Origin of the sequence: Paeniglutamicibacter psychrophenolicus (assembly GCF_017876575.1) — a bacterium.
Lineage (GTDB): Bacteria > Actinomycetota > Actinomycetes > Actinomycetales > Micrococcaceae > Paeniglutamicibacter > Paeniglutamicibacter psychrophenolicus.
Genome location: NZ_JAGIOE010000001.1, coordinates 3,117,831 through 3,138,468, shown reverse-complemented (window position 1 = coordinate 3,138,468; position 20,638 = coordinate 3,117,831). Strand labels below are relative to the sequence as shown.

The following is a 20,638-nucleotide window of genomic DNA, read 5'->3' as shown; positions in this document are numbered from 1 at the left end:
CTTGGAGGAATCAACATGGGTATCAGGACTTGGGGGACCCGGGCGGCTGCGGCCACCGGAGCCGTGGCATTGGCGTCGGTGGTGGCGGCGCCGGCAGCGCTGGCACACGAATGCTTCAAGAAGCAGTGGAGCGATGCGGCCTACGCACAGCAGCTGCAGCAAAAGCGGTGGATGCCGTTGGACGTGCTGGCCGAGCAGTTCATCATCGCCGAGGTTGCCCCGGACTGCGTGGGCAAGATCGATCTGGTTCCTTACATGGAGCCGTGGATGGAAGCCGAAGGCATCTCGCACGTGCCGCTGATCTACATGAACTCGAGCATCTCGGAGAAATCGTTCGCAGCCTGGGCCAACGAGTCCGGGAACTCGGGGCCGGGACTGATCGGTTCGGGCCAGGAGAGCCGTGCCATTGGCTACATCGGGAACCACATCGATGCCTTGGATCAGCTGCTGGGCCAGGCGCTGGGCGATGCTGTGTCAAGCGGGGTGTGTGAATTCCCGGGGTAGCCTCCGGGACGGTCATCGGCACCGGCGGGCTGCAGGGGGAGCAGCCCGCATTGCTGGGCGCGGAGGACCGCCGACAGGCGGTCCACCGCGCCCAGTTTCCGGTACAGGTTCTCCTGGTGCTTGTGCACCGTGCGGTGCGAGACGCCCAGCCTCGCGGCAATGCCGTGGGCCGTGCAGCCCCGGGCAACCAGGACCAGGACCAGCAGTTCCCGCGCGGTCAGCGGGCGCTCGGGTTCGGCCTCGGGGGCGGGTCCGGGCAGCAGGGAATCGAGCAGGTGGATGTGCGCATCCAGGCCGCGCACGATCGGCTGGAGGAAACGTGCGGACTCCAGGTCTCGCTCCCGGTACGTCCCGTCACTGACGAAGCCGTAGGTTGCCGACTGCGTTCCGGCGGTGCCCAGCGGCAGCGAAAGCTGGTGCCGGCCCACGCCGAGCCGCTCGATCATCGAGTCCGCGAACTCGGAGACCGCCCAGCCTCGCTCGCAGACCTCCAGCAGGGTCACCGGCGCGGGGTCGGCAGTGGCGTTGTGGTAGGCGAACATCGGGTGGTCGGCGCCGGCCCGCTGCGCCGCCAGTTCCCATGCAGCGCTGTCGAGCACGGGGTAGTGCCCGAAGATGGCCACAGCGCTGGTTCCGCCCCGGGCGGCCAGCGGGGCCCTGACCGCCGCAAACGCGCGAAACGATTCCAGCAGGGCGTCGTGCAACAGTTTCCGGGCCGCTCCCGGATTCGTTTCCTGCAGGATCCCGGCGGCCGTGTCGAGCCATCGTTCACGAAGGCGGTCAGCTCTGTCCATGCAGCTGTTCCCCTCCCCAAGCACGCTGCGACGAAGTACCCGTTGGGGGCCATGCTACGCTGCCGCATGCCCGGACGGGAGGGGGACGGAGGGAGGTGCCCCTGATGCGCCGTTGCGCCGCCCGGTCAGTGGCCGGCGGCCATGGCCACCAGTGCGCCGCGGCTTTGCACCCCGCACTTGCCAAAGAGGGACTTGAAATCGTCCTGCACGGTGTACCGCCCGATGCCCAGGGCGCGGGCCAGCGCAGCGGTGTCCAACCCGCTCGCGGCAAGTTCAAGCAGCTGGCTTTCGCGCGGGCTCAGCGCGAAACACCTCCCAAAGACCGCCATGCGCTCGGCGGGCAAAGCGTCCTGGATGGTCACCGCAATGGGTGCCGGCGCCTTGTCCGCCGGCGTGTTCATGCGCGTTGCCGACAGGCGTGCCCAGACCCCGGACCCCACATGGACCAGTGAACCGGCCGGGTGCGCATCGACGCCGCACTCCTGGGCCAGCAATTGGGCGGCCACGTTGAGCACCTCCGCCGGGATGCCTTGGTGCGGGCGGGGCCCGGGTTGCAGCAGCTCCAGCCAGAGGCCCGCGGAATTGGTCTGGCTGATGACGCCCAGGTTTTCGGCCAGCACCAGCACCGCCTGGGGGTGGGGTGGTGCGGCGGCATTGTTGCCGGCCTGGAACTGCCTCGCCGAGCAATGCCGCAGGCCCGTGGTGATCGCCGGTGCCAGCGATGACAGCTGTTCCACCTCGGCGGCGGTGAACACGCCGGCCCCGTGGCCCCGCCACAGATCAAGCCAGCCCCAGGTGCCCCACCTGTCCGCGAAAACAATCGACAGGACATCGGTGATGGAGTGCCTGCACAGGACCCCGGCCCAGGATTCGCTGCGGGACAGCTCGCCGTCGGTGGCCGCGGCCAGCGAGACGGCGCGCGCCGGGGCTGTCGGCAGGGTTGTCCACCGGTTCAGTGCCGTGGCGTACTTGAGGGTGATCAGCAGGGGCAGTTCCGCTGTGCCCGGGACCTGTGCCATCGGGGAGAGCCCGACTGTGGTGATCGGGTCGGCCAACGGCCACACCCAGGCCTCGTGCCCGATCGCTACCGAGAGTTCCTCGAGCACCGCGCGGCGGTAGGCGTGGCTCTCGAGCCGTGCCTCATCGAGCGCCGTGACACGTTGGATAAGGCGTTCGGCGGCCCACCTGCTTCCCATGGGACAAGTATGCGCGCCGGCTCCTTTTCGGGAGGTTGCCCGGGTGCGGGTGGATCCCAGAAAACTGGGATGGCGGGCCACCGGGCACCGCGCCTACGCTCAAGGCATCGGCGCCAAGGGAAAGGGAACCGCGATGTACACGCTTCAGATTGAACACGGAGTGAAGGACTTCGAGATGTGGAAGGGCGCGTATGGCGCCGACCCGCTGGGGCGGATCCGCTCCGGTGTCCTGGCCGAGCGCATCTTCCGTCCCGTCGATGATCGGCACTATGTGGTGCTGGATCTCGACTTTGCCTCGCGCGCCCAGGCCCAGGAATTCCTGGACCGGCTTCGGTCGGATGTCTGGTCCACGCCCGTGGCCTCCCCGGCGCTGGCCTCGGGGCCCAAGACGCGGATCGTGGAGCAGGTGGACGGTAACGACCGATCCTAAGGGACCTGCCCGATGCCCCTGGAGCCGGCGGACTACCCGTCGGATCCGGGGGCATCCAACCCTGCGGCGCGCGGCAAGGAAAGGTGCCCTGGGAGGGTATCCCTCATCCGGATGTCCACCCGTAGGCTTAAGGACATGGATAACAGGTCGGAAGTTCGCGAGTTCCTGATGTCGCGCCGGGCGAAGGTCACCCCGGAACGTGCAGGCCTGCCGGCGTACGGCAACCGAAGGGTTGCAGGCCTGCGCCGCGGCGAGGTGGCAAGCCTTGCAGGGGTCAGCGTGGAGTACTACGCGAAGCTTGAACGCGGAGCGATTGCCGGGGCCTCGTCGTCCGTTTTGGACGCACTGGCCCGTGCCCTGATGCTCAGCGAGACCGAGCGGGCGCACCTGTTTGACCTGGCCCGCGCCGCCGACGGCATACCGACCTCGGGACGCCAACGCCGCCCCGCGTCCCCTGCCCGGCCGCCGCGTGAATCCCTGCAGTGGGTCCTGGACTCGATGAAGGACTCCGTGGCCTTCGTGCGCAACGAGGCCCAGGACCTGCTGGCCGTCAACGAACTGGGCAGCGCGTTCTATTCGCCGGTGATCGGCGACGGCGGCGGACGGACGCCGAACCTTGCCAGGTTCCAGTTCCTGGACCCCGCGTCCAAGGCCTTCTACCCGGACTGGGAGCTGTTCGCGCAGATGTGCGTGGCCATCATCCGGAACGAGGCGGGGAAGGACCCGCAGCACCGCGGCATCCAGGACCTGGTCGGCGAGCTGTCCACCCAAAGCGAGACCTTCCGCACCCTGTGGGCCGCCCACGACGTGCGCACCCACGGCACGGGAACCAAGAGGTTCAACCACCCCGAGGTGGGGGAGCTGGTCCTGGCCTACGAGGAACTGGCAATCACCGCCGATCCGGGCCTGAAGCTCATGGTCTACACGGCACAACCGGGCTCGGAATCCCACCAGAAGCTCCAGCTGCTTGGTTCATGGAACAAGACCCGCATCGTCAACAACCCCGCGCTTCGCGCAGGGGAAAGGAAATAGAAACCGTGGCACACAAATTCCTGCCCAAGGCCCCGACCACCAAGAACGGCCCGGAGCAGTTCACCGGTGACGTCTGGGTGGACCCCATCGCCTATCCGCAGGAAGAAGGCCAGGGGATGATCGTCGCCCGGGTTCGCTTCGCCCCCGGGGCCCACACGGCCTGGCACTCCCATGCCAGGGGCCAGACCCTGCACGTGACCAGCGGTGTCGCCCTGTTCGGCATGCGCGACGGCACGGTCGTGGAAGCCACGCCGGGTGAAACCGTGTACTGCCCCGCGGGAGAGGAGCACTGGCACGGCGCCACGCCGGAAGACTTCATGGAGCACCTCGCGATGCTCGAGAACGCGGATGACCCGGCGCAGACCACCCGGTGGCTCGAACACGTCGCCGAGGGCGAATACCGCCGACCGGGCAGCGGGAAGAACCAGGCCCGGTAAGGGCGCGGATCGGGCAATGCATGCTGTTCGGTCCGGGAGCAGCGCGCCCCCGCAATTTGTCGGAATCGAAGGCATGAACCGGTGCGGGCCTCCTGAACGGTCACCCGGGTGAAAGGACACCATGGAACTCAACGACCTGATTGCCCAGCTGAATGCCGGGCGCACCATCACGGGGGACTCGCCGCTGCACGGCATCATGCACCGGGTGAGCCAGGAGGCGTTGCGCATCACCGGCGAACTCAACGGCGGATACCACGAGCCGGCGCGGGTCCGGGAGCTGCTCGCGCAGCTGACCGGGAAACCGGTCGACGAATCCGTGACGCTCTTCCCGCCCTTCAACGCCGACTTCGGCAGGAACATCACCCTGGGGAAGCGGATCTTCATCAACGCCGGGTGCAAGTTCCAGGACCAGGGCGGGGTGACCATCGGGGATGACACGCTCATCGGGCACAACGTGGTGATCGCCACGCTGAACCACGACCTTGCCCCGAGCCGCCGCGCCGACATGCATCCGGCCCCCGTGGTGATCGGGCGCAACGTGTGGATCGGCTCCAATGCCACCATCCTGCCCGGGGTGAGCATCGGGGACGACGCCGTGGTGGCTGCCGCCTCCGTCGTCACCAGGGACGTGCCGGCCGGAGCCGTCGTGGTGGGTTCCCCCGCACGGGTGGTTCGCACCGTCACCGGGTAGCGGACACGGATTCACCGGGGGTGTTGCTGTTTTTCGGCTCCTGCCGCTGCGGTGGTGTCCTGCGCCCCGGCCACGGCTGTGTGCCCGCGCCGCAGCATGGCCAGCGCACAGACGGCGACCACCACGCCGGCCACGAGCGTCAGCCGCCGGTAGTCCACCACCGCGACCAGCAGTGCGCCCGCCGCGCTCGAGGAACCGAGATGTCCTTGGCCCGGATGAACAGGGTCAGGAACAAGGCGCTGTCGGCGAGGTTTACGGCGGTCCAGATGCCGGTGAACCTGCGGAAGACCGGGATGGACAGCAGCGCTTTCACGACTCCTCGCCCCTGCGGATGAGATCGTGGGCCAGGGCGGTGGCCATGAAGACGCGCACGGGGGCGGAGCCAACGGGGCGCCGGGTCGGGTCGGCGATGCGATCCAGGAACGGGGCAATGAGTTCGTTGTACCGTTCGTTGAGGGTGTCGGCTTCCTTGGGGGTCGGGAACAGCGTGGCAACGGCCTCGAACAGGTGCCCCTTCCAGGTTTCGGGAACCGGAAGGTGCCGTCCGGCACGCATGCGTTCGAATTCCCAGTTCTGGAGCATGTGGCCAAGGGCCAGGGCCGCCGACAGGGAATCGGGGCCACCTTGTTCCGGTCCAGGTTCTGGGTGACGTCGGTGATCTGCCAGGGCCGGTTGCGACCGGTTGCTCCGGGTGCGCGCACGATGCAGCCGTGCTCGGCCAGGGTGCGCAGGTGGAACGAGCAGTTGTCCGGGCTTCGCCGGCATACTCGCTGCAGCGGGCCGCGGTGATCGGGCCCTGGGTGCCGACAATCCCCAGGAGCCGGATGCGCAGGGGTGGGCCAGCGCCCGCATGGCCTTGGGATCGGTGATGTCCATGCGCGACACGTAACTATCGAAAGAACTCTTTCGCAAGAGTTCTTTCGATGTGGAATCTGCCTGAGGTGTGGTTCGCGGCGCGACGGCCAGGCCGTGCTCCGTGCACGGTCTCCCATCGGAGGTCGTCGCCCCCGGACCCGGGGGCATATGCAAGGCGAATGCCCACAGCGGTGCGCGTTACTTGGGCATGTGACGTGGTTGGGAATGGTGGGAATATTTGTGAACTTCACTTGTCTCATTGGCTGGCTCGGGCCGGTGTCAGGAGTTGTTAAGCCCCGAATAGCGGGAGGTTTACGCCAAATCCCAATCCCGCTTGTCAAGCGCGCCATTGCCCCCGACTGTGTGAATATGGTAACTTTTGTGAAACATTGTAAACAGCGGTGATGGCGCCGCGGCAGACGGGGAGTGAACATGGGTGTTCGGCTTGGTGTAATCGCCGATGACTTTACTGGTGGGACCGACATCGCGAGTTTTCTCGTGGCCAACGGGGTGAAGACCATCCAGCTATCGGGCATCCAATCGCTCGACTCCATTGCAGATGACGTGCAGGCGATCGTGGTCAGCCTCAAGAGCCGTTCGAATCCGGTGGATGAAGCCATTGAACAGTCGCTGCAGGCCCTCGAACTGCTCAAGACCGCCGGAGCCCGGCAGATCTTCTTCAAATATTGCTCGACGTTCGACAGCACTTCCCGGGGGAACATCGGTCCGGTCACCGATGCACTCCTGGACGCCTTGGACGAGAATTTCACCGTCGTCTGCCCGGCGCTGCCGGTCAACGGGCGCACCACCTACCAGGGGTACCTCTTCGTCAACGGTGTGCCACTCCACGAATCGGGAATGCGCGACCACCCGGTCACCCCGATGACCGACTCGAGCCTGGTCCGCCTCATGGACGGCCAGTCCACGGGAACCACCGGGCTGGTCCCCGTGGACACCATTGAACGTGGTCGCGAAGCAGTCGGTGAGGCACTGGCCGAACTGAAGGCCGCGGGAAACCGCTATGCGGTGCTCGATGCCCTCAACGACCGGCATCTGGATGTACTGGGCGAGGCCGTTGCCCAGATGCGCCTGGTCACCGGCGGCTCGGGACTTGGTGGAGCCATCGCCCGGGCGCTTCCGGAAACAGCCAGGGGTGAACGCTCGTCCTTCACTCCAAAGACCGGGTCGGCCGTGATCCTGTCGGGTTCCTGCTCGGTCATGACCAACGACCAGGTCGCCGACTACATGACCAAGGGCCCCTGTCTCGCCGTGGATGTCGACCGGTTGCTGACCTCGCCGACGGGCTACGACGCGGAAGTGCTGGCATGGTTCAGTGAACAGCCCTCCACCGGCCGTGCTCCGTTGATCTTCGCCACTGCCGGCCCCGAAGAAGTGCAGCGCCTCCAGCGGACCTACGGTTCGGCCGAATCAAGCCAGGCCATCGAGGGATTCTTCGCGCGCATCGCCATCCGGCTGGTGCAGGACGGAATCCAGCGCATGGTGGTGGCCGGCGGCGAAACCTCCGGTTCGGTCACCACCGCATTGGGAATCGCCGGATTCGAGGTGGGAGAACCGATCGCCCCGGGCGTTCCCTGGGTCCGGACACTTGATGGACGGGTCGATCTGGCCTTGAAATCCGGAAACTTCGGGACCGTCGATTTCTTCAGCCAAGCCCAATAAGACCAGGAAAGCCGATCATGCCGAAATTTGCCGCGAACCTGTCCATGATGTTTACCGAATTGCCGTTCCTCGAGCGTTTCGAGGCAGCGGCGACCGCGGGCTTCAACGCCGTCGAGTACCTCTTCCCCTACGACTTCGAGAAGTCCCTGATCGCTGACAAGCTAAAGGCCCACTCTCTCGAACAAGCCCTTTTCAATGCCCACGCAGGGGACTGGGACGGCGGCGAGCGCGGGCTGGCCACGCTGGAAGGACGCCGACAGGACTTTCGGGATTCGATCACCCAGGCCCTGGACTATGCCCGGGCCCTCGAATGTCCCAAGATCCACATCATGGCAGGCATCAGCGATGTCACCGGCAAGACCGAGGCCCTGTATGTCGAGAACGTGCGGTATGCGGCCGACCTGGCGGCCGCGCTTGACATCGAGGTGCTGGTCGAGCCGATCAACGCCCGTGACATGCCCGGATATTTCCTGGGCAGCGTAGCCCAGGCAATCGACCTGCTTGAGCGGATCGACCGGCCGAACGCCCGCTTGCAGTTCGACTACTACCACGCCCAAATCACCGAGGGCGATGTCACCATGCTGATGCGCGATTCCATCGATTCCATCGGCCACATCCAGATCGCCTCGGTGCCCGAGCGCAACGAGCCGGACACCGGGGAGCTGAACTACCCGTACGTGCTGGCCGAATTGGTTGCTGCGGGATATCGCGGATGGGTGGGGTGTGAATACCGGCCGGCAGGGGAAACCACCGCGGGCCTGGGATGGCTCGCGGCGTACCGAAACGACGCCAAGTGATTCCCCTTGAGCGCCAGCGCGCCATCCTCCAGATGCTTCAAGAACAGGGAAGCGTCAGCATCACCAGCCTTGTCGAGGCCCTGGGCGTGTCCCACATGACCGTGCGCCGCGACATCCACCGGCTCGAGGAGCTCGGCCGCGTCGTCTCTGTCCCCGGGGGAGTGAGCCGGCCCGAGCGACTGGCCCTGGACCAGTCGCATACGGTCAAGGAAGGCCTGCAGCAAGCGCAGAAACTCGCCATCGCACAGGCTGCCGCCGAGCAGGTCCAGCCCGGCAATGTGGTGTTCCTCGACGCCGGCACCACCACGCTGGCCATCGCCCAATGCCTGGCCCCGATGCCGAACATGGTCTTCGTGACCAACGACCTGTCGATTGCCTTGAGCCTCTCCGAACGCTCGAGCAACGAACTCTACTTCGCCGGCGGTGCCCTGGACCGTGCCAACCTCTCGTCGGACGGTTCGCTGACCGCCCGCATGATTGCCCAGTTCAATGTCGATGTGGCGTTCATGTCCACCTCATCCTTTGATCTGCGCGGAACCTCCGTGCCCGCCGATGCCAAGCTGGCGGTCAAACGGGCCATCAAGGAGACCGCCGCACGCACCATCTTGGTGAGCGACAGCAGCAAGTACGGCCGGGTGGCCAGCCTGCAGGCAGTCAAGCTCACCGACATCGACGGAATCATCACCGATTCCGGACTTGCCGATTCGGCGGTCGAGAAGATCAGGGAACTGGGCATTCCCCTCACCCTGGTCGAACCACAGCTCGAATTCCCCAACTAAAGAAAGTTTCAAAGATGAAAATCATAGTTACCGGCGGAGGCGGATTCCTCGGCAGCCGCGTCATCCAGCTGCTCCTTGAGCGCAAGGATGCGGGCACCGGCGCCGTGGAATTCGACCAGATCGTATCCCTGGACCTGGCAGCATGCCCGGTCGATGATTCGCGCGTCACCTCGGTCAAGGGAAGCATCGGCGACATCGAACTGCTCCACGGTCTGGTCACAGAGGACACCGTGGGCATCTTCCACCTCGCAGCCGTGCTCAGCGGCGGCTCCGAGGAAGATTTCGACCTGGCCATGAACGTCAACGTCGACGGAACACGGGCACTGCTTGAGGCGGCCCGGAACACCAAGGCAGCCCCGCGCTTCGTGTTCACCAGCTCCCTGGCCGTCTTCGGCGGGGAAATGCCGCCGGTTGTCCCGGAGAACCTGGCCACTCAGCCGGAATCGACCTACGGCATGGTCAAGTCCATCGGCGAACTGCTGGTCAACGAGTACACCCGCAAGGGCTACATCGACGGGCGCATCTGCCGCCTGCCGACCATTTCCGTGCGCCCCGGCAAGCCGAACTCCGCGGCATCGTCCTTTGCCAGCTCGATCATCCGCGAACCGATGAACGGCACCGGATCGGTGTGCCCGGTGCCGGTTGAAACGAAGATGTGGCTCTCCTCGCCCAACGCCGCGGTGGCCAACCTGGTCCATGCCTTTGAGCTTGGCGCAGAGACACTCGGAGGCTGGCGGGTGCTCAACGTCCCGGGACTAAGCGTCACCGCCGGTGAAATGCTCGAGAGCCTGGCTCGTGTCGGTGGCCAGCAGGTGCGGGACCTGGTGGAGATCACATACGACGCGAAGATCGATGCGATCGTCGGCTCCTGGCCCGGTGCCTTCGACGTCGAACGCACGCGCAGCCTCGGTTTCGTCTCCGACACCGACTTCGACCAGGTCGTCCAGCAATACCGCGACGATTTCATCGCGAACTAACTTTCCCCAGATCCTAGGAACACCACCATGAATTTTGCGGTTGAAACTATCGCAACTGCCAGCCCGGCGGCCATCGTCGGGCTTGTGGTTGCCATCGCAGTGCTTATCTTCCTTGTGCTCAAGACCAAGGTGCATGCACTGCTGGCCTTGATCATCGCGGCGTCCATTGCCGCGCTGGCCGCCGGCATGACACCAGAGGCGGCGGTCGCCTCGATCACCAAGGGCTTTGGTTCGACGCTTGCCACCATTGGCCTGGTCGTCGGCTTCGGCGTGATGATGGGCCGCATCCTGGAAGTTTCCGGGGCGGCCGAGAAATTGGCCATCTCCATGATCCGCTGGCTTGGCAGCAAGCGCGAAGACTGGGCGCTGTCGGTCGCGGGCTACATCATCTCCATCCCGATCTTCGTTGACAGCGCATTCGTGATCCTCACCCCGCTGGTCAAGGCGCTGTCCAGCAGCACCGGCCGCTCGAAGCTGACGCTGGGCATCGCCATGGCCGGCGGCATGGTGCTGACCCACCACGCGGTCCCTCCGACCCCGGGCCCGCTGGGTGCCGCAGGCATCTACGGCGTGTCGATTGGCGACATGATCCTCTACGGGTTGCTGCTGACCCTGCCTGCCCTGGTGACAGTCACGCTCTACGCCCGATTCGTTGGCCCCAAGATCGACGCCATGGCACCGGTTTCGGTGTCCGTGGCGGCCGGAGGCGGGGACAGCATCCTGCCCGTCGCCGACAACAAGACCACCGCCAAGGAAGCCTTCAAGGAATTCAACGAGCTTGCCGATGAACGCCTGAAGGAACTCCCGTCCCTGTTCCTTTCCCTGCTTCCGGTTCTCGGGCCCATCGTCCTGATCTTCCTGAACACAGGCATCTCGGCCGTTGCCAAGGCCACCGACGGAGCCATCCCGGACATGGTTGTCCAGATCGCTTCATTCATCGGCAACCCGGTGATCGCCGTGGGTATCGGCGTGTTGCTGGCCATCTACGGGCTGGCCCGCCAGATGGACCGCAACTCCGTTCTTGCCGAGATGGAAAAGGGTGTTGAGTCAGCCGGCATCATCCTGCTGGTCACCGGTGGCGGTGGAGCCCTCGGCGCGGTGCTGCGCGACAGCGGTGTCGGCGATGCCATCGGCCAGTGGGTCTCGACCCTCCCGTTGCCGAGCATCCTGATCCCGTTCCTGATCGCCACCATGGTCCGCCTGGTGCAGGGCAGCGGAACCGTTGCCATCATCACCTCGGCATCGCTCTCTGCGCCGATCCTGGCCCAGATCCCCGACGTCAACATGGTCCTGGCCGCACAGGCTGCCTGCTTGGGCGCCATGGTGTTCAGCTACTTCAACGACAGCCTATTCTGGGTCGTCAACCGCATGCTTGGAGTCACCGACGTGAAACGGCAGATCCTGACCTGGTCCATTCCGACCACGGTGGCCTGGGCCACGGCACTGGTCACGATCCTGGTCGCCGACATCTTCCTCTGATGGGTACCCACCCATCCACCAACATTCCAAAGCAAAGGGCAGTAAGTGAAGTTTCTCGAGACTAGAGCAGAAATGGTGGAGTTGGCGGCAAGCCTCTTCCAGCGTGGATACTCGGTGGGCAGCGCCGGCAACATCAGTGTCCGCGTGGCCGATGGCTACCTGATGACACCCACGAACTCATCGCTGGGGCGGTTGGACGCCGAGAGCTTGTCGCTCCTGGACCACGGGTGGAACCACATTTCGGGCGACGCTCCCTCCAAGGAAGTAGTTATGCACCGCGCCATGTACGAGGCACGGCCAGATACCGGGGCCATCGTCCACCTGCACTCCACGCATGTGACAGCGCTCAGCTGCCTGGCACCGGGCACCGGGCCCTTGATCAAGCCGCACACCCCGTACCTGGTGATGCGCCTGGGCGAAGACATTCCCCTGGTTCCCTACTACAAGCCGGGGGACCCCGGCATGGAGCGCGACATCTTTGAGGCCGCCCGGGAGGCCAAGGCCATCATCCTGGGCAACCACGGAAGCATTGTCGCGGGGAAGAGCCTGGTCAATGCGGTGGATTCCGCCGAGGAACTGGAAGTGTCCGCGCAGCTGGCGCTGTTGCTTCGCGGCCGGGACACCCGTCCGCTGACAGCGGTGGAGATTGATGCCCTGGTGAACCGGTAGCACCGGTCAATTGTGCTCGTCCTGTCCGGACGATAAAAGGCCCGTGGCCGCTGACTGCATAGCAGTCGCCGGCCACGGGTCTTTTCGTGGCAGCGGCCTGACGGGCTGCCACGTCGAGTGGGGGAAGCGCTGATAACCTCGAATCCATGAAGCAATCCGAGCTTGAAACGCTCACCGCCCTGCGCAGGGCCAAGGACATGATCGACCGCGAATACGCGAAACCCCTGGATGTGCCCACCATGGCGACCAAGGCCCTCATGTCCCCGGCGCATTTCTCCCGGCAGTTCAAGGCCGCGTACGGCCAGAGCCCGTATGCGTACCTGATGACCCGGCGCATCGAGCGTTCCATGGCGCTGCTGCGCTCCGGGGTCAGCGTCACCGACGCCTGCATGGAGGTGGGCTGTACCTCGCTGGGTTCCTTCAGCACCAGCTTCACCCAAATCACCGGAGAAAGCCCCAGCGGCTACCGCAACCGGGAACATGCGGCGGTGGAGGCCATGCCCGCCTGCATCGCCAAGTCGGTCACCCGCCCCAAAAGCACCAGAACGCCCCGGTATTAGGTCCCCAGGATCTTGCCCAGCGCATCGGCGGTCCGTTCCCTGGAAGCCGGCCCGATGCCCAGGGCGCGGTGGATGGAGAGCCCCTCGATCAGCGCATCAACCTGTTGCGCCGTTGCCGCATCCATGTGGCGTTCCAGGGACCGGGCGCTGAATTCGAGCCATGACCGGGTGATGTCCCTGAAGCGCGGATTGCGCGCCGCCAGGGTGTACAGCTCCATGGTGAGGACCAGCGAGCGGCGGGAATCGAGCACGTCGTCGTGGATCAGCTCCACCAACGCCGAGACCAGCTCCGCGCCGGCAAGCCCACCGGCAAGCCGTGCGGCGAAGCGCTCGCCGACCTCACGGGTAAAGCGCGTGAAGGCCGCTTCGAGCAGCTCATCCATGCCGGAGAAATGGTAGGTCATCGATCCCAGCGGCACATCGGCGAGCGCCGCGACCTTGCGGTGCGAGGTGCCGGCCACGCCCTGGGAGGCAATCAGCTCCAGCGCACAGCCGATGATGCGTTCGCGGCGGTCCGGATCGACCCTGCGGGTGGACACCGGGGACCTAGAGGTTCTTGATGACGCGGGCGGGGTTGCCCACGGCCACCACGTTGGCCGGAACGTCCCGGGTGACCACCGAACCGGCGCCGATGACGCTGTTGTCCCCGATGCTGACACCCGGCAGGACTGTCGCCCCGCCGCCGATCCACACATTGTCACCGATCGTGATGGGCATGGCCGCCTCCAGCTTGGCACGGCGTTGCTTGGGATCCAGCGGGTGGGTGGGGGTCAGCAGCTGGACATTGGGGCCGATCAGGCAGTCGGCCCCGATGCTGATCGGGGCGACGTCCAGGGCCGTGAGGTTGTAGTTGATGAAGGTGCGCTCGCCGATCGACAGCTGGGTTCCGTAGTCCACGAACAACGGGGGCTTGATCTCCACGCCTTCGCCCAGGTGCCCCACGAGATCGACCAGGACGTGCCGGGCGGCGTGGTTGTCCATCAAGTGGATCCTGGCGTACTCGTCGGCAAGGCGCACCGCTCGGCGGGCCTCGGAGACCAGCTCCGGGTCGGAGGCGTCATAGAGTTCTCCGGCAAGCATGCGTTCGCGGTTGGTTCGGGTGTCCCCGGAAAAGCTTTCACTCATGCGTACGATCGTACATTGGCGGCCGGGCCGGCATGTTGGCATCGAGCAGGATTCAAGAAGCGCACCGGCGCCCCCGGTCCTATGGTTGAGCCATGGATATTTCATTGCAGTACTCTCACATCACCGTCAACGACGTCGACGCGGCCATTCCCTTCTACCGCGACGGGCTGGGCCTGAAGGTGGAGAACGACGTGGCATCGGGCGAGCACCGCTGGGTCACCCTGGGCTCCGACACCCAGCCCGGGCTGGGCATCGTGCTCTCGGACCCGCACGCGGGGCGTTCGGAGGCCGACGGCAACGCCATCCAGGAGCTGCTCACCAAGGGCGTGCTGCCGATGACGGTCTTTTCCACCTCCGACCTTGACGGACTCTTCGAGCAGGTGCGCGCCACCGGGGCCGAGGTCCTCCAGGAGCCCATCGAGCAGCCGTGGGGCCCGCGGGACTGCGCGTTCAGGGACCCCTCGGGCAACTTGATCCGGCTCTCGCAGCGCCAGTAGCCGAACCCTTCGGCGAACCAAACGCAGCGGGCCCGCATCGTCGTTATGGCGATGCGGGCCCGCCGTCGTTGGCCCCGGGCCTACCTGATCGGCGGAACCGGTCCGATCGGGTCCGGTTCAACGGGCGGATACGGGTGCTGCGGATCGGGCCGGGGCGGCAACGGCCCCGGATCCGGCGGCGGATCGTAGGGCGGCACGGGTGGTCCGGGCGGGACCGGCGGAACGCGGCCGGGCTCGGCCGGCGGGTCCGGGGGCTCGGGAGGCTGCGGGATGGTCATGGCCACTCGCTTCTTTCGACAGTGGATGCACGCCCAGTGTATGACGCGGCGGAAGCCTGCGAAACCCCGCTTTGCGGCCCCTTGTTCTCCCGATTCCTTGCCTCTTTTTCGCCGATCCGGACGTAAAATTGGAGGGCCAGATTTCCACCCGAGGATGGTTCCCCATGTCACTTTCAACCAGCCCATTGACCACCATCATTCCCGTCACCGATGCCGAGCGGTCGCGGAAGTTCTACGAGGATGCACTGGGCCTTCCCTTCCGGGGCAAGGCAGCGGACGGCAACCTTGTCTTCACCCTCGCGGGTGCCGGTTCACTTGCCCTGCTCAGCGATCCGCAGGCAAGGCCCTCCACCCACACCGCAGCCAGCTTCGAGGTCAACGACATCACCGATGCGATCGGCGACCTCGATGGCCACGGCGTGGTCTTCGAGGACTACGACCTGCCGGATTTGAAGACCGTCGACCACATCTGTGTCCTTGGATCGGAGAAGGCCGCGTGGTTCAAGGACCCCGACGGCAACATCCTGTGCCTTCACGAGGACCACGCCTAGATTAGGCACCTGCCCGGTCCCTGCCCTGGTGGCGGGGGCCGGGTGTCCCGTGCCCGGCGCCGGGCATGCGTGCCCCTTGGGCCATGCGATGCTTGAAGCATGGATCTGGAGATTTCACCGGCGCTTACGATTCCGGCATCCGAGCTCGACTGGCGGTTCTCGCGTTCCTCGGGGCCGGGCGGGCAGCACGTGAACACCTCGGACAGCCGCGTCGAACTGTCCTGGAACGTTGCCGGTTCCCGCGTGCTGACCGACGCGCAGCGCCAGCGACTGGCCTCTCGCCTGGACTCGAAGCTCGTTTCCGGAGTGCTCACAGTCTCGGCCTCCGAACAGCGCTCCCAGCTGCGCAACCGCGAGATTGCGCTGCAGAAGCTCGCCGGGATGCTGGCCTCGGCGCTGGCGCCGGATGCGCCGCGCAGGCGTGCCACCAAGCCGACCAAGGGCTCCCAACGCCGCCGGCTCGCCGCGAAGTCGCAGCGCTCGGCCACGAAGCAGCAGCGGCAGCGGCCCTCGGCCGAGTAGCGGTCCTGCCGCGGTGCGTTGTGCCGGGCTCATGGCCAGCAGTGGAGGCGGCGTAGATCGTGCCCGTCCGGTCGAGCCACAGGCCCGGCCCAGGTCCTCCGCGCGGATGCTGCGTGGCCAGCCCGACGGAGGGGCCCTCGTTGCCGACTTCCATCAGCTGCCGAAAACCGGGTCTGCCGGCCTGTCAAGTGCGGCTGCGTTCCAGGCCCGTGGCCGGAAGCTTCAGGTGGTTGACCCCACCGGGTTCGGGGATGGGGGAAAATGTATGCGTCCGCCCCGAACGGTGGCAGGATGTCGTTACCGACACGTAGCTCCCCACGTGGGCGCAGCCAAGGGGGACCCGCATGAAGAAAGAACTGAACGACGTTGCCAACGCCGCCGAGGATGCCTCGAATTCCCGGGCATTCGTGATTGCCGCCAGGGCCGGCTTTGCCGTCAGCGGCCTGTTGCACGTCCTGGTCGGGATCATTGCGGTCAGGTTGGCCTTCGGGGATTCCAAGGATGCCGAGCAGAGCGGCGCGATGGCACAGCTGGCGGCCCAACCGGCCGGGTACGCCCTGGTGTGGATCGGCAGCATCGCTTGCCTGGCCCTGGGGCTGTGGCAGATAAGCGAAGTCCTTTTTGGATACCGCCGCGCCCCGGCAAGGACGAAGCTGGGCAAAAAGCTGTCCGCAGCCGGCCAGGGCATCGTGTTTCTCGCGCTCGCTTTGGGGTTCGGCTCTTTTGCCTTGGGCAACCGCACCGACAGCAGCGAGTCCACCAGCGACGCCACGGCCGGCATCATGTCCATGCCCTTCGGCCCCGCGCTCTTGCTGCTCATCGGAGCCGGCATTGCCGTGACCGGAATCGTCTTTGCGGCCAGGGGCATCTTGAAGTCGTTTGCCAAGCAGCTGTCCCTTCCTGCCTCGAAGGCTTTGCGGCAGGCAACCGTGGTGCTGGGCGTCTTGGGCTACGTTGCCAAGGGCGTGGCCCTGTTCCTGGTCGGGCTGCTGGTCATCGTTGCCACGGTGCAGGCGGATCCCGAGGAATCCACGGGGCTCGATGGTGCGCTCAAGGCGCTGCGCAGCCAACCCTTCGGCGTATACGCGTTGGTCTTCATCGGCGTTGGCCTGGGGTGCTACGGGCTGTTCCAGATCGCCAAGTCCCGCTTGGCGAAGATGGACTGAATGCCTGCGCGGCTTCGTGCGGCGCGCGGAGGCCGACGGAAGGCTGGCCTGCACTCCGCGAAGCGGCTAGCGTGGGCCTCATGAGTGATGAGAACCGGAACATGGCCGAAAACGAAGAGCCCGGAAACAACCTGACACCCAACACCGACGAACGCGAAGTCAGCGAGAAGCAGCTGTCCAAGTGGAAGAGCGAGGGCGGTGCCCTGTCCGAGGATTTCGACACGGATGCGGCGCCGTCCGACTCCGGGCAGTAACCGCCGGGGGGCTTGCCGGGTGTGCAGGGCCAGGTGCCCTGCACACCTTTTTTATAGGTGGCGCAGGTAGCGTTCGGGCAGGTTCATGAAGGAGCGCCAGTTGGTCACCAGGTCCAGCTCGTCCCAGGCGCTGTGCCGCAGCCCCCACGGGCCGACCTCGTAGATGTCGGCCCCGGGCAGGGAAGCGAGCAGCGGCGAGTGCGTGGACATGATGACCTGCGAATCGCCCTGCGCCATGAGGTCCTTCAGGATTCCCACCAGGGCCAGGCACCCGGAGAACGAGAGTGCGGACTCGGGCTCGTCGAGAACCCACAGCCCGCCCTCGCGGAACCTGTCCACGATCAGCTCGAGGAACGATTCGCCATGGCTCATGGTGTGGAATTCCGGATCCTTGCGCCGCAGCGTGGGATTTTCCTCCAGGTAGGTATAGAAACCGTGCATGGTTTCGGCGCGCAGGAAGTATCCGCGGCGGCTGGCACCGATGTTCCGCACCAGCTGCAGGTGCTTCTCCAGGCCCGATTCGGTGGCACGGGTGCTGTGTTGCGCCCCGGTGGAGCCGCCCTCCGGGGACAGCCCGTAGCCCAGCGCTATGGCTTCGATAAGCGTGGATTTCCCCGAACCGTTTTCGCCCACGAAGACCGTGGCTGCACCGAAGTCAAGACCCTGGTCCAGCAGCTGGCGCACCGGCGGGAGCGTCTGGGGCCACTGGTTGCGCGGTGCGGGGGAAAGCTCGTGTTCGGCGATCCGGCGGATCGGCAAGCTGGAGAGCCTCATCGGTGGCGGGAGTTCTCAGACACCGGTGACGGTTCCGTCGTCGTCGATGGCGAAGGACGGGTTGTGCACGAAGTCCCAGCGGAAACCGTCCGGGTCCGCCACGCACGCGCTGGTGCCGCCCCATTCCCGGGTGGTTGGCGCGCCGATCGGGGTTGCGCCGGCGTCCAGGGCGCGGGCGTAGAGGTCGTTGACCTCGGCGACGCTGGTGGTGTTGTGGCCCAGGGAGACCGGAGGGGCCAGCGGGCCGTGCCCGACTTCCCCGTATTCCCCGGGCATCGATTCGACGTTCCACAGCGCGAGCATGAGCCCGTGGCCGGCCTGGACGAACAGGATCTCGCCGGGGATGAAATTGATTTCGCGGAAACCCAGGCCCGTGACGTAGAAGTCGCGTGACCGCTGGACATCGCGCACCCCAAGGGTGAGCGCGGTGACTGCCGGGGGCGTGTCTGTGCTCATGCACCCAAGCATAGGCCCATGTGAATGGGCTTCAAGGGGACCCTTCAACAACAAACCGTAGTACGCATGTTCTACTCTCATCTTGTCTAGAACAAAGTTTCTAATAAACTGGTGAATGCACGGGCGCAACCCGCAACCGCCTCTCATGCCCCTGGGGCAGGAGGGCGTCGGGCCCGCTTGTGCAACGGGAAGGGTGGCGAGCGAATGGGAATCTTTACCCAGTCGATCGAGGTTGACTGCACACCGGCGGGGGTGCCGATCCGCATGCGCTGGCAGGGTCGCGAGTACAGGCTCGCGGCCGAGCCGGTGCGCTGGTTCGAGCGAAGGAACTGGTGGACCGAGGAGCTGCGTGCCGAACGCGGCCGCGGCCCGGGGCTCGTGGATTACGAGGTCTGGCAATTGCAGGTCAAGCTCGCCGGCGTGGGCCCATTGCGCACCTTCGAGGTTTCCCGCCAGGCCGACACGGGCCGCTGGCGCATCATCCGCATGCCCGAGGCCTACCGGGAAAGCGCCTAGCGCGCCCGTACGGCTGGCCCCGAAACCCCTCCGGCGCCACCAGCGGGCGAAGGGCAAGCTCTGGTCGTTGGCCGCACCAGGTGCAAGGCTGGGGGCAGGTGCCTGGATGACGGCCGCGAGGAACGCGAACACGGGAGTGCTCTGATGGAAGAAATATTCGATGCCGCGATCATCGGCATGGGACCCGGCGGCGAGGTCGCAGCCGACCGGCTGCTCACCGCGGGCAAGAAGGTCGTCGTCTTCGAGGCCGAGCTCATCGGCGGGGAATGCGCCTACTGGGCCTGCATCCCCTCCAAGACCGTCCTGCGCGGACCCGAGGTGAACGTCGAGGCCGCCGGGGCGGCCGGAGCCGCCGAAAGCGCCCTGGACTGGGAAAAGGCCCGGGAATACCGCGACTACATGGCCCGGCACCTCGACGACAGCGCCCAGGAGCAGGGGTACGCCAAACGCGGGGCAACCGTGGTGCGCGGCGAGGCGACAATCACCGGACCGGGACACCTAAGCGCCAACGGGAACCAATACCTGGCACACCACATCATCATCGCCACGGGAACCGTCCCCGTGCTCCCGGACTTCCCGGGCATCGGGGAGATCACCGCCTGGACCAGCCGCGAGCTCTACACCCTGGCGACGCTGCCGAAATCCGTGGCCATCGTGGGCGGATCCGCTGTGGCGCTGGAGGCCGCCTTCTTCCTGGCCGGATTCGGGGTCCAAGTCACCGTGCTGAACCGCGGCGCCAGGCTGCTGCGGCGCGAGGAGCCCGAGGTCTCCGCGCTCGCCGAGGAGCACCTGCGCCGGCTCGGGGTCACGGTGCTGGCCAGCAGCACCGTGGCCAGCGGGCGGCGCGGGGAGGACGGAACCAGCATCCTGAAGCTGCGGGCGGGCGGAGAGGTCGCGGTCGATGCGGTCGTCTTCGCCACCGGAAGGGCCCCGCGCGCCGAGGGCCTGGATGTGGCACGCGCCGGGGCGACCCTTGACGGGAAGGGCGGCGTGCGGGTTGACGACCACTGCTGGGCAGCCGAGGGGCTCTGGGCCATCGGGGACGTCACCGGGATCATGCCCTTCACCCATGTGGCCAAGTACCAGGGCCGCATCGTGGCCGACTGCATCCTGGGCAGGGAACGAAGCGCAAGCTACGACGGGATCCCGCGCGTGGTGTTCGCCAGCCCGGAGATCGCCGCAGTGGGCCTGACCCGGGATGCGGCCGAGGGGCGCGGAATCGACGCGGCGTCCATCCAGGTCAACCTGCCCGAGGCCATTGCCCGGCCCTGGACCTACGAACAGGACCCGCGAGGGGACCTGGGCCTGGTGGTGGATCGGCACCGGAGGGTCGTCATCGGAGCCTGGGCCATCGCCCCGCAAGCCAGCGAATGGATCCACCTGGCCTCCCTGGCCATCAGGGCGGAAATCCCGCTGGAGGTGCTGCGCGACATGGCCCCGCAATTCCCCAGCTACACCGAGGCCTACCTCGTGGCCCTGGACCGGCTGCGAAGCGACGAGGGAATCTAGGCCGCGCCGGCAGTGGGCCTTCTCACTGCCCGGCTTCCCGCCGCAGGTCAGCGGCGGGAAGCCGGCCCCGATGCCCGGGAATCCTCCGCGGGGGCCGGCCCGGGGGCTTG

Annotated in this window: 28 protein-coding genes; 19 read left to right on the top strand and 9 right to left on the bottom strand. The window is 66.2% G+C overall.

Features of this window, described 5'->3' with window-relative positions:
• The first annotated feature begins 15 nt into the window (after positions 1–15).
• Positions 16–504: a hypothetical protein gene (locus tag JOF46_RS14240; protein ID WP_209908118.1), complete on the top strand. Its 489-nt coding sequence runs from the start codon at positions 16–18 to the stop codon at positions 502–504.
• On the opposite strand, the gene JOF46_RS14235 is transcribed toward JOF46_RS14240, so the two are convergent.
• Together JOF46_RS14235 and JOF46_RS14230 are read right to left on the bottom strand one after the other, a co-directional pair.
• On the bottom strand, positions 441–1,298 hold the full coding sequence (locus JOF46_RS14235) for a helix-turn-helix transcriptional regulator (protein ID WP_209908117.1): 858 nt from the start codon (positions 1,296–1,298) through the stop codon (positions 441–443). The genes JOF46_RS14240 and JOF46_RS14235 overlap by 64 nt on opposite strands.
• A gap of 125 nt (positions 1,299–1,423) precedes the next feature.
• Positions 1,424–2,494, bottom strand: coding sequence for a helix-turn-helix transcriptional regulator (locus JOF46_RS14230; protein ID WP_209908116.1), 1,071 nt, complete (start codon positions 2,492–2,494; stop codon positions 1,424–1,426).
• Between the two features lie 49 nt (positions 2,495–2,543).
• Here JOF46_RS14230 and JOF46_RS14225 point away from each other — a divergent pair, with 49 nt between their 5' ends.
• The 4 genes from JOF46_RS14225 to JOF46_RS14210 all read left to right on the top strand — a co-directional run bounded on the left by JOF46_RS14225 (position 2,544) and on the right by JOF46_RS14210 (position 5,084).
• Positions 2,544–2,924, top strand: coding sequence for a hypothetical protein (locus JOF46_RS14225; RefSeq protein WP_245348134.1), 381 nt, complete (start codon positions 2,544–2,546; stop codon positions 2,922–2,924).
• 135 nt (positions 2,925–3,059) lie between these two features.
• The gene (locus tag JOF46_RS14220; protein WP_209908115.1) at positions 3,060–3,956 is read left to right on the top strand and encodes a helix-turn-helix transcriptional regulator; all 897 of its coding nucleotides are present in this window, start codon (positions 3,060–3,062) and stop codon (positions 3,954–3,956) included.
• 5 nt (positions 3,957–3,961) lie between these two features.
• Positions 3,962–4,393 (top strand): (R)-mandelonitrile lyase, encoded by a 432-nt coding sequence (locus JOF46_RS14215; protein WP_342592456.1) that lies wholly within the window; start codon positions 3,962–3,964, stop codon positions 4,391–4,393.
• A 121-nt stretch (positions 4,394–4,514) separates the two neighbouring features.
• Positions 4,515–5,084, top strand: coding sequence for a DapH/DapD/GlmU-related protein (locus tag JOF46_RS14210; protein WP_209908110.1), 570 nt, complete (start codon positions 4,515–4,517; stop codon positions 5,082–5,084).
• Positions 5,085–5,095: 11 nt separating this feature from the next.
• Here the strand turns inward: JOF46_RS14210 and JOF46_RS14205 are convergent, their stop codons facing one another.
• From JOF46_RS14205 to JOF46_RS14195, 3 genes are read right to left on the bottom strand one after another with little or no spacing between them, the layout of a single operon-like run.
• Positions 5,096–5,245, bottom strand: coding sequence for a hypothetical protein (locus tag JOF46_RS14205; RefSeq protein ID WP_209908109.1), 150 nt, complete (start codon positions 5,243–5,245; stop codon positions 5,096–5,098).
• Positions 5,224–5,397 carry a hypothetical protein gene (locus tag JOF46_RS14200; protein ID WP_209908107.1) on the bottom strand — a complete coding sequence of 58 codons (174 nt, stop codon included), beginning with the start codon at positions 5,395–5,397 and terminating at the stop codon, positions 5,224–5,226. The genes JOF46_RS14205 and JOF46_RS14200 overlap by 22 nt, the downstream gene beginning before the upstream one ends.
• Positions 5,394–5,666: a hypothetical protein gene (locus JOF46_RS14195; protein WP_209908105.1), complete on the bottom strand. Its 273-nt coding sequence runs from the start codon at positions 5,664–5,666 to the stop codon at positions 5,394–5,396. The genes JOF46_RS14200 and JOF46_RS14195 overlap by 4 nt, the downstream gene beginning before the upstream one ends.
• Before the next feature lie 705 nt (positions 5,667–6,371).
• Here JOF46_RS14195 and otnK point away from each other — a divergent pair.
• The 7 genes from otnK to JOF46_RS14160 all read left to right on the top strand — a co-directional run bounded on the left by otnK (position 6,372) and on the right by JOF46_RS14160 (position 12,880).
• Positions 6,372–7,619 carry a 3-oxo-tetronate kinase gene (otnK, locus tag JOF46_RS14190; RefSeq protein WP_209908103.1) on the top strand — a complete coding sequence of 416 codons (1,248 nt, stop codon included), beginning with the start codon at positions 6,372–6,374 and terminating at the stop codon, positions 7,617–7,619.
• Between the two features lie 17 nt (positions 7,620–7,636).
• Positions 7,637–8,416 carry a 2-oxo-tetronate isomerase gene (otnI, locus tag JOF46_RS14185; protein WP_209908101.1) on the top strand — a complete coding sequence of 260 codons (780 nt, stop codon included), beginning with the start codon at positions 7,637–7,639 and terminating at the stop codon, positions 8,414–8,416.
• Positions 8,413–9,195, top strand: a complete 783-nt coding sequence (locus tag JOF46_RS14180) for a DeoR/GlpR family DNA-binding transcription regulator (RefSeq protein WP_209908099.1) — start codon at positions 8,413–8,415, stop codon at positions 9,193–9,195. Before otnI ends, JOF46_RS14180 begins: the two co-directional genes overlap by 4 nt.
• Positions 9,196–9,209: 14 nt before the next feature.
• Positions 9,210–10,172: a D-erythronate dehydrogenase gene (denD, locus tag JOF46_RS14175; protein ID WP_209908097.1), complete on the top strand. Its 963-nt coding sequence runs from the start codon at positions 9,210–9,212 to the stop codon at positions 10,170–10,172.
• Between the two features lie 27 nt (positions 10,173–10,199).
• Positions 10,200–11,651 (top strand): GntP family permease, encoded by a 1,452-nt coding sequence (locus JOF46_RS14170; protein ID WP_209908095.1) that lies wholly within the window; start codon positions 10,200–10,202, stop codon positions 11,649–11,651.
• 45 nt (positions 11,652–11,696) lie between these two features.
• Positions 11,697–12,320, top strand: a complete 624-nt coding sequence (gene otnC, locus JOF46_RS14165) for a 3-oxo-tetronate 4-phosphate decarboxylase (protein WP_342592455.1) — start codon at positions 11,697–11,699, stop codon at positions 12,318–12,320.
• A 146-nt stretch (positions 12,321–12,466) separates the two neighbouring features.
• A complete protein-coding gene (locus JOF46_RS14160; RefSeq protein ID WP_209908093.1) occupies positions 12,467–12,880 on the top strand; it encodes a helix-turn-helix domain-containing protein in 414 nt (137 codons plus the stop codon).
• Here the strand turns inward: JOF46_RS14160 and JOF46_RS14155 are convergent.
• Both JOF46_RS14155 and JOF46_RS14150 read right to left on the bottom strand, forming a co-directional pair.
• Positions 12,877–13,419, bottom strand: coding sequence for a TetR/AcrR family transcriptional regulator (locus tag JOF46_RS14155; protein ID WP_209908091.1), 543 nt, complete (start codon positions 13,417–13,419; stop codon positions 12,877–12,879). The genes JOF46_RS14160 and JOF46_RS14155 overlap by 4 nt on opposite strands.
• A 7-nt stretch (positions 13,420–13,426) precedes the next feature.
• The gene (locus JOF46_RS14150; protein ID WP_209908090.1) at positions 13,427–14,005 is read right to left on the bottom strand and encodes a sugar O-acetyltransferase; all 579 of its coding nucleotides are present in this window, start codon (positions 14,003–14,005) and stop codon (positions 13,427–13,429) included.
• Between the two features lie 92 nt (positions 14,006–14,097).
• Here JOF46_RS14150 and JOF46_RS14145 point away from each other — a divergent pair, with 92 nt between their 5' ends.
• From JOF46_RS14145 to JOF46_RS14125, 5 genes are all read left to right on the top strand, one after another.
• Positions 14,098–14,502 (top strand): VOC family protein, encoded by a 405-nt coding sequence (locus tag JOF46_RS14145; RefSeq protein WP_071215149.1) that lies wholly within the window; start codon positions 14,098–14,100, stop codon positions 14,500–14,502.
• Between the two features lie 442 nt (positions 14,503–14,944).
• Entirely contained in the window at positions 14,945–15,331 is a 387-nt protein-coding gene (locus JOF46_RS14140; protein ID WP_209908088.1) for a VOC family protein, read from the top strand.
• Positions 15,332–15,430: 99 nt separating this feature from the next.
• Positions 15,431–15,853, top strand: coding sequence for an alternative ribosome rescue aminoacyl-tRNA hydrolase ArfB (gene arfB, locus JOF46_RS14135; protein ID WP_209908086.1), 423 nt, complete (start codon positions 15,431–15,433; stop codon positions 15,851–15,853).
• Between the two features lie 344 nt (positions 15,854–16,197).
• On the top strand, positions 16,198–17,019 hold the full coding sequence (locus tag JOF46_RS14130; protein ID WP_209908084.1) for a DUF1206 domain-containing protein: 822 nt from the start codon (positions 16,198–16,200) through the stop codon (positions 17,017–17,019).
• Positions 17,020–17,099: 80 nt separating this feature from the next.
• Entirely contained in the window at positions 17,100–17,273 is a 174-nt protein-coding gene (locus JOF46_RS14125) for a hypothetical protein (protein WP_209908082.1), read from the top strand.
• A gap of 51 nt (positions 17,274–17,324) precedes the next feature.
• Here the strand turns inward: JOF46_RS14125 and JOF46_RS14120 are convergent, their stop codons facing one another.
• Positions 17,325–18,047: an AAA family ATPase gene (locus JOF46_RS14120; RefSeq protein WP_209908080.1), complete on the bottom strand. Its 723-nt coding sequence runs from the start codon at positions 18,045–18,047 to the stop codon at positions 17,325–17,327.
• A gap of 15 nt (positions 18,048–18,062) precedes the next feature.
• The gene (locus tag JOF46_RS14115) at positions 18,063–18,503 is read right to left on the bottom strand and encodes a VOC family protein (protein ID WP_245348133.1); all 441 of its coding nucleotides are present in this window, start codon (positions 18,501–18,503) and stop codon (positions 18,063–18,065) included.
• Positions 18,504–18,707: 204 nt separating this feature from the next.
• Here JOF46_RS14115 and JOF46_RS14110 point away from each other — a divergent pair, with 204 nt between their 5' ends.
• Positions 18,708–19,019 carry a hypothetical protein gene (locus tag JOF46_RS14110; protein ID WP_071215143.1) on the top strand — a complete coding sequence of 104 codons (312 nt, stop codon included), beginning with the start codon at positions 18,708–18,710 and terminating at the stop codon, positions 19,017–19,019.
• 144 nt (positions 19,020–19,163) lie between these two features.
• Complete coding sequence (locus tag JOF46_RS14105; RefSeq protein WP_209908076.1) at positions 19,164–20,528, top strand: dihydrolipoyl dehydrogenase family protein; 1,365 nt, start codon at positions 19,164–19,166, stop codon at positions 20,526–20,528.
• Positions 20,529–20,638: the final 110 nt, after the last annotated feature.

Coding starts and splice junctions, on each gene's coding strand:
- JOF46_RS14240 (WP_209908118.1), top strand. CDS start 16: ATGGGTATCAGGACTTGGGGGACCCGGGCGGCTGCGGCCACCGGAGCC.
- JOF46_RS14235 (WP_209908117.1), bottom strand. CDS start 1,298: ATGGACAGAGCTGACCGCCTTCGTGAACGATGGCTCGACACGGCCGCC.
- JOF46_RS14230 (WP_209908116.1), bottom strand. CDS start 2,494: ATGGGAAGCAGGTGGGCCGCCGAACGCCTTATCCAACGTGTCACGGCG.
- JOF46_RS14220 (WP_209908115.1), top strand. CDS start 3,060: ATGGATAACAGGTCGGAAGTTCGCGAGTTCCTGATGTCGCGCCGGGCG.
- JOF46_RS14210 (WP_209908110.1), top strand. CDS start 4,515: ATGGAACTCAACGACCTGATTGCCCAGCTGAATGCCGGGCGCACCATC.
- JOF46_RS14195 (WP_209908105.1), bottom strand. CDS start 5,666: ATGCTCCAGAACTGGGAATTCGAACGCATGCGTGCCGGACGGCACCTT.
- otnK (WP_209908103.1), top strand. CDS start 6,372: ATGGGTGTTCGGCTTGGTGTAATCGCCGATGACTTTACTGGTGGGACC.
- otnI (WP_209908101.1), top strand. CDS start 7,637: ATGCCGAAATTTGCCGCGAACCTGTCCATGATGTTTACCGAATTGCCG.
- denD (WP_209908097.1), top strand. CDS start 9,210: ATGAAAATCATAGTTACCGGCGGAGGCGGATTCCTCGGCAGCCGCGTC.
- JOF46_RS14170 (WP_209908095.1), top strand. CDS start 10,200: ATGAATTTTGCGGTTGAAACTATCGCAACTGCCAGCCCGGCGGCCATC.
- JOF46_RS14160 (WP_209908093.1), top strand. CDS start 12,467: ATGAAGCAATCCGAGCTTGAAACGCTCACCGCCCTGCGCAGGGCCAAG.
- JOF46_RS14150 (WP_209908090.1), bottom strand. CDS start 14,005: ATGAGTGAAAGCTTTTCCGGGGACACCCGAACCAACCGCGAACGCATG.
- JOF46_RS14145 (WP_071215149.1), top strand. CDS start 14,098: ATGGATATTTCATTGCAGTACTCTCACATCACCGTCAACGACGTCGAC.
- JOF46_RS14140 (WP_209908088.1), top strand. CDS start 14,945: ATGTCACTTTCAACCAGCCCATTGACCACCATCATTCCCGTCACCGAT.
- arfB (WP_209908086.1), top strand. CDS start 15,431: ATGGATCTGGAGATTTCACCGGCGCTTACGATTCCGGCATCCGAGCTC.
- JOF46_RS14130 (WP_209908084.1), top strand. CDS start 16,198: ATGAAGAAAGAACTGAACGACGTTGCCAACGCCGCCGAGGATGCCTCG.
- JOF46_RS14125 (WP_209908082.1), top strand. CDS start 17,100: ATGAGTGATGAGAACCGGAACATGGCCGAAAACGAAGAGCCCGGAAAC.
- JOF46_RS14120 (WP_209908080.1), bottom strand. CDS start 18,047: ATGAGGCTCTCCAGCTTGCCGATCCGCCGGATCGCCGAACACGAGCTT.
- JOF46_RS14115 (WP_245348133.1), bottom strand. CDS start 18,503: ATGAGCACAGACACGCCCCCGGCAGTCACCGCGCTCACCCTTGGGGTG.
- JOF46_RS14110 (WP_071215143.1), top strand. CDS start 18,708: ATGGGAATCTTTACCCAGTCGATCGAGGTTGACTGCACACCGGCGGGG.
- JOF46_RS14105 (WP_209908076.1), top strand. CDS start 19,164: ATGGAAGAAATATTCGATGCCGCGATCATCGGCATGGGACCCGGCGGC.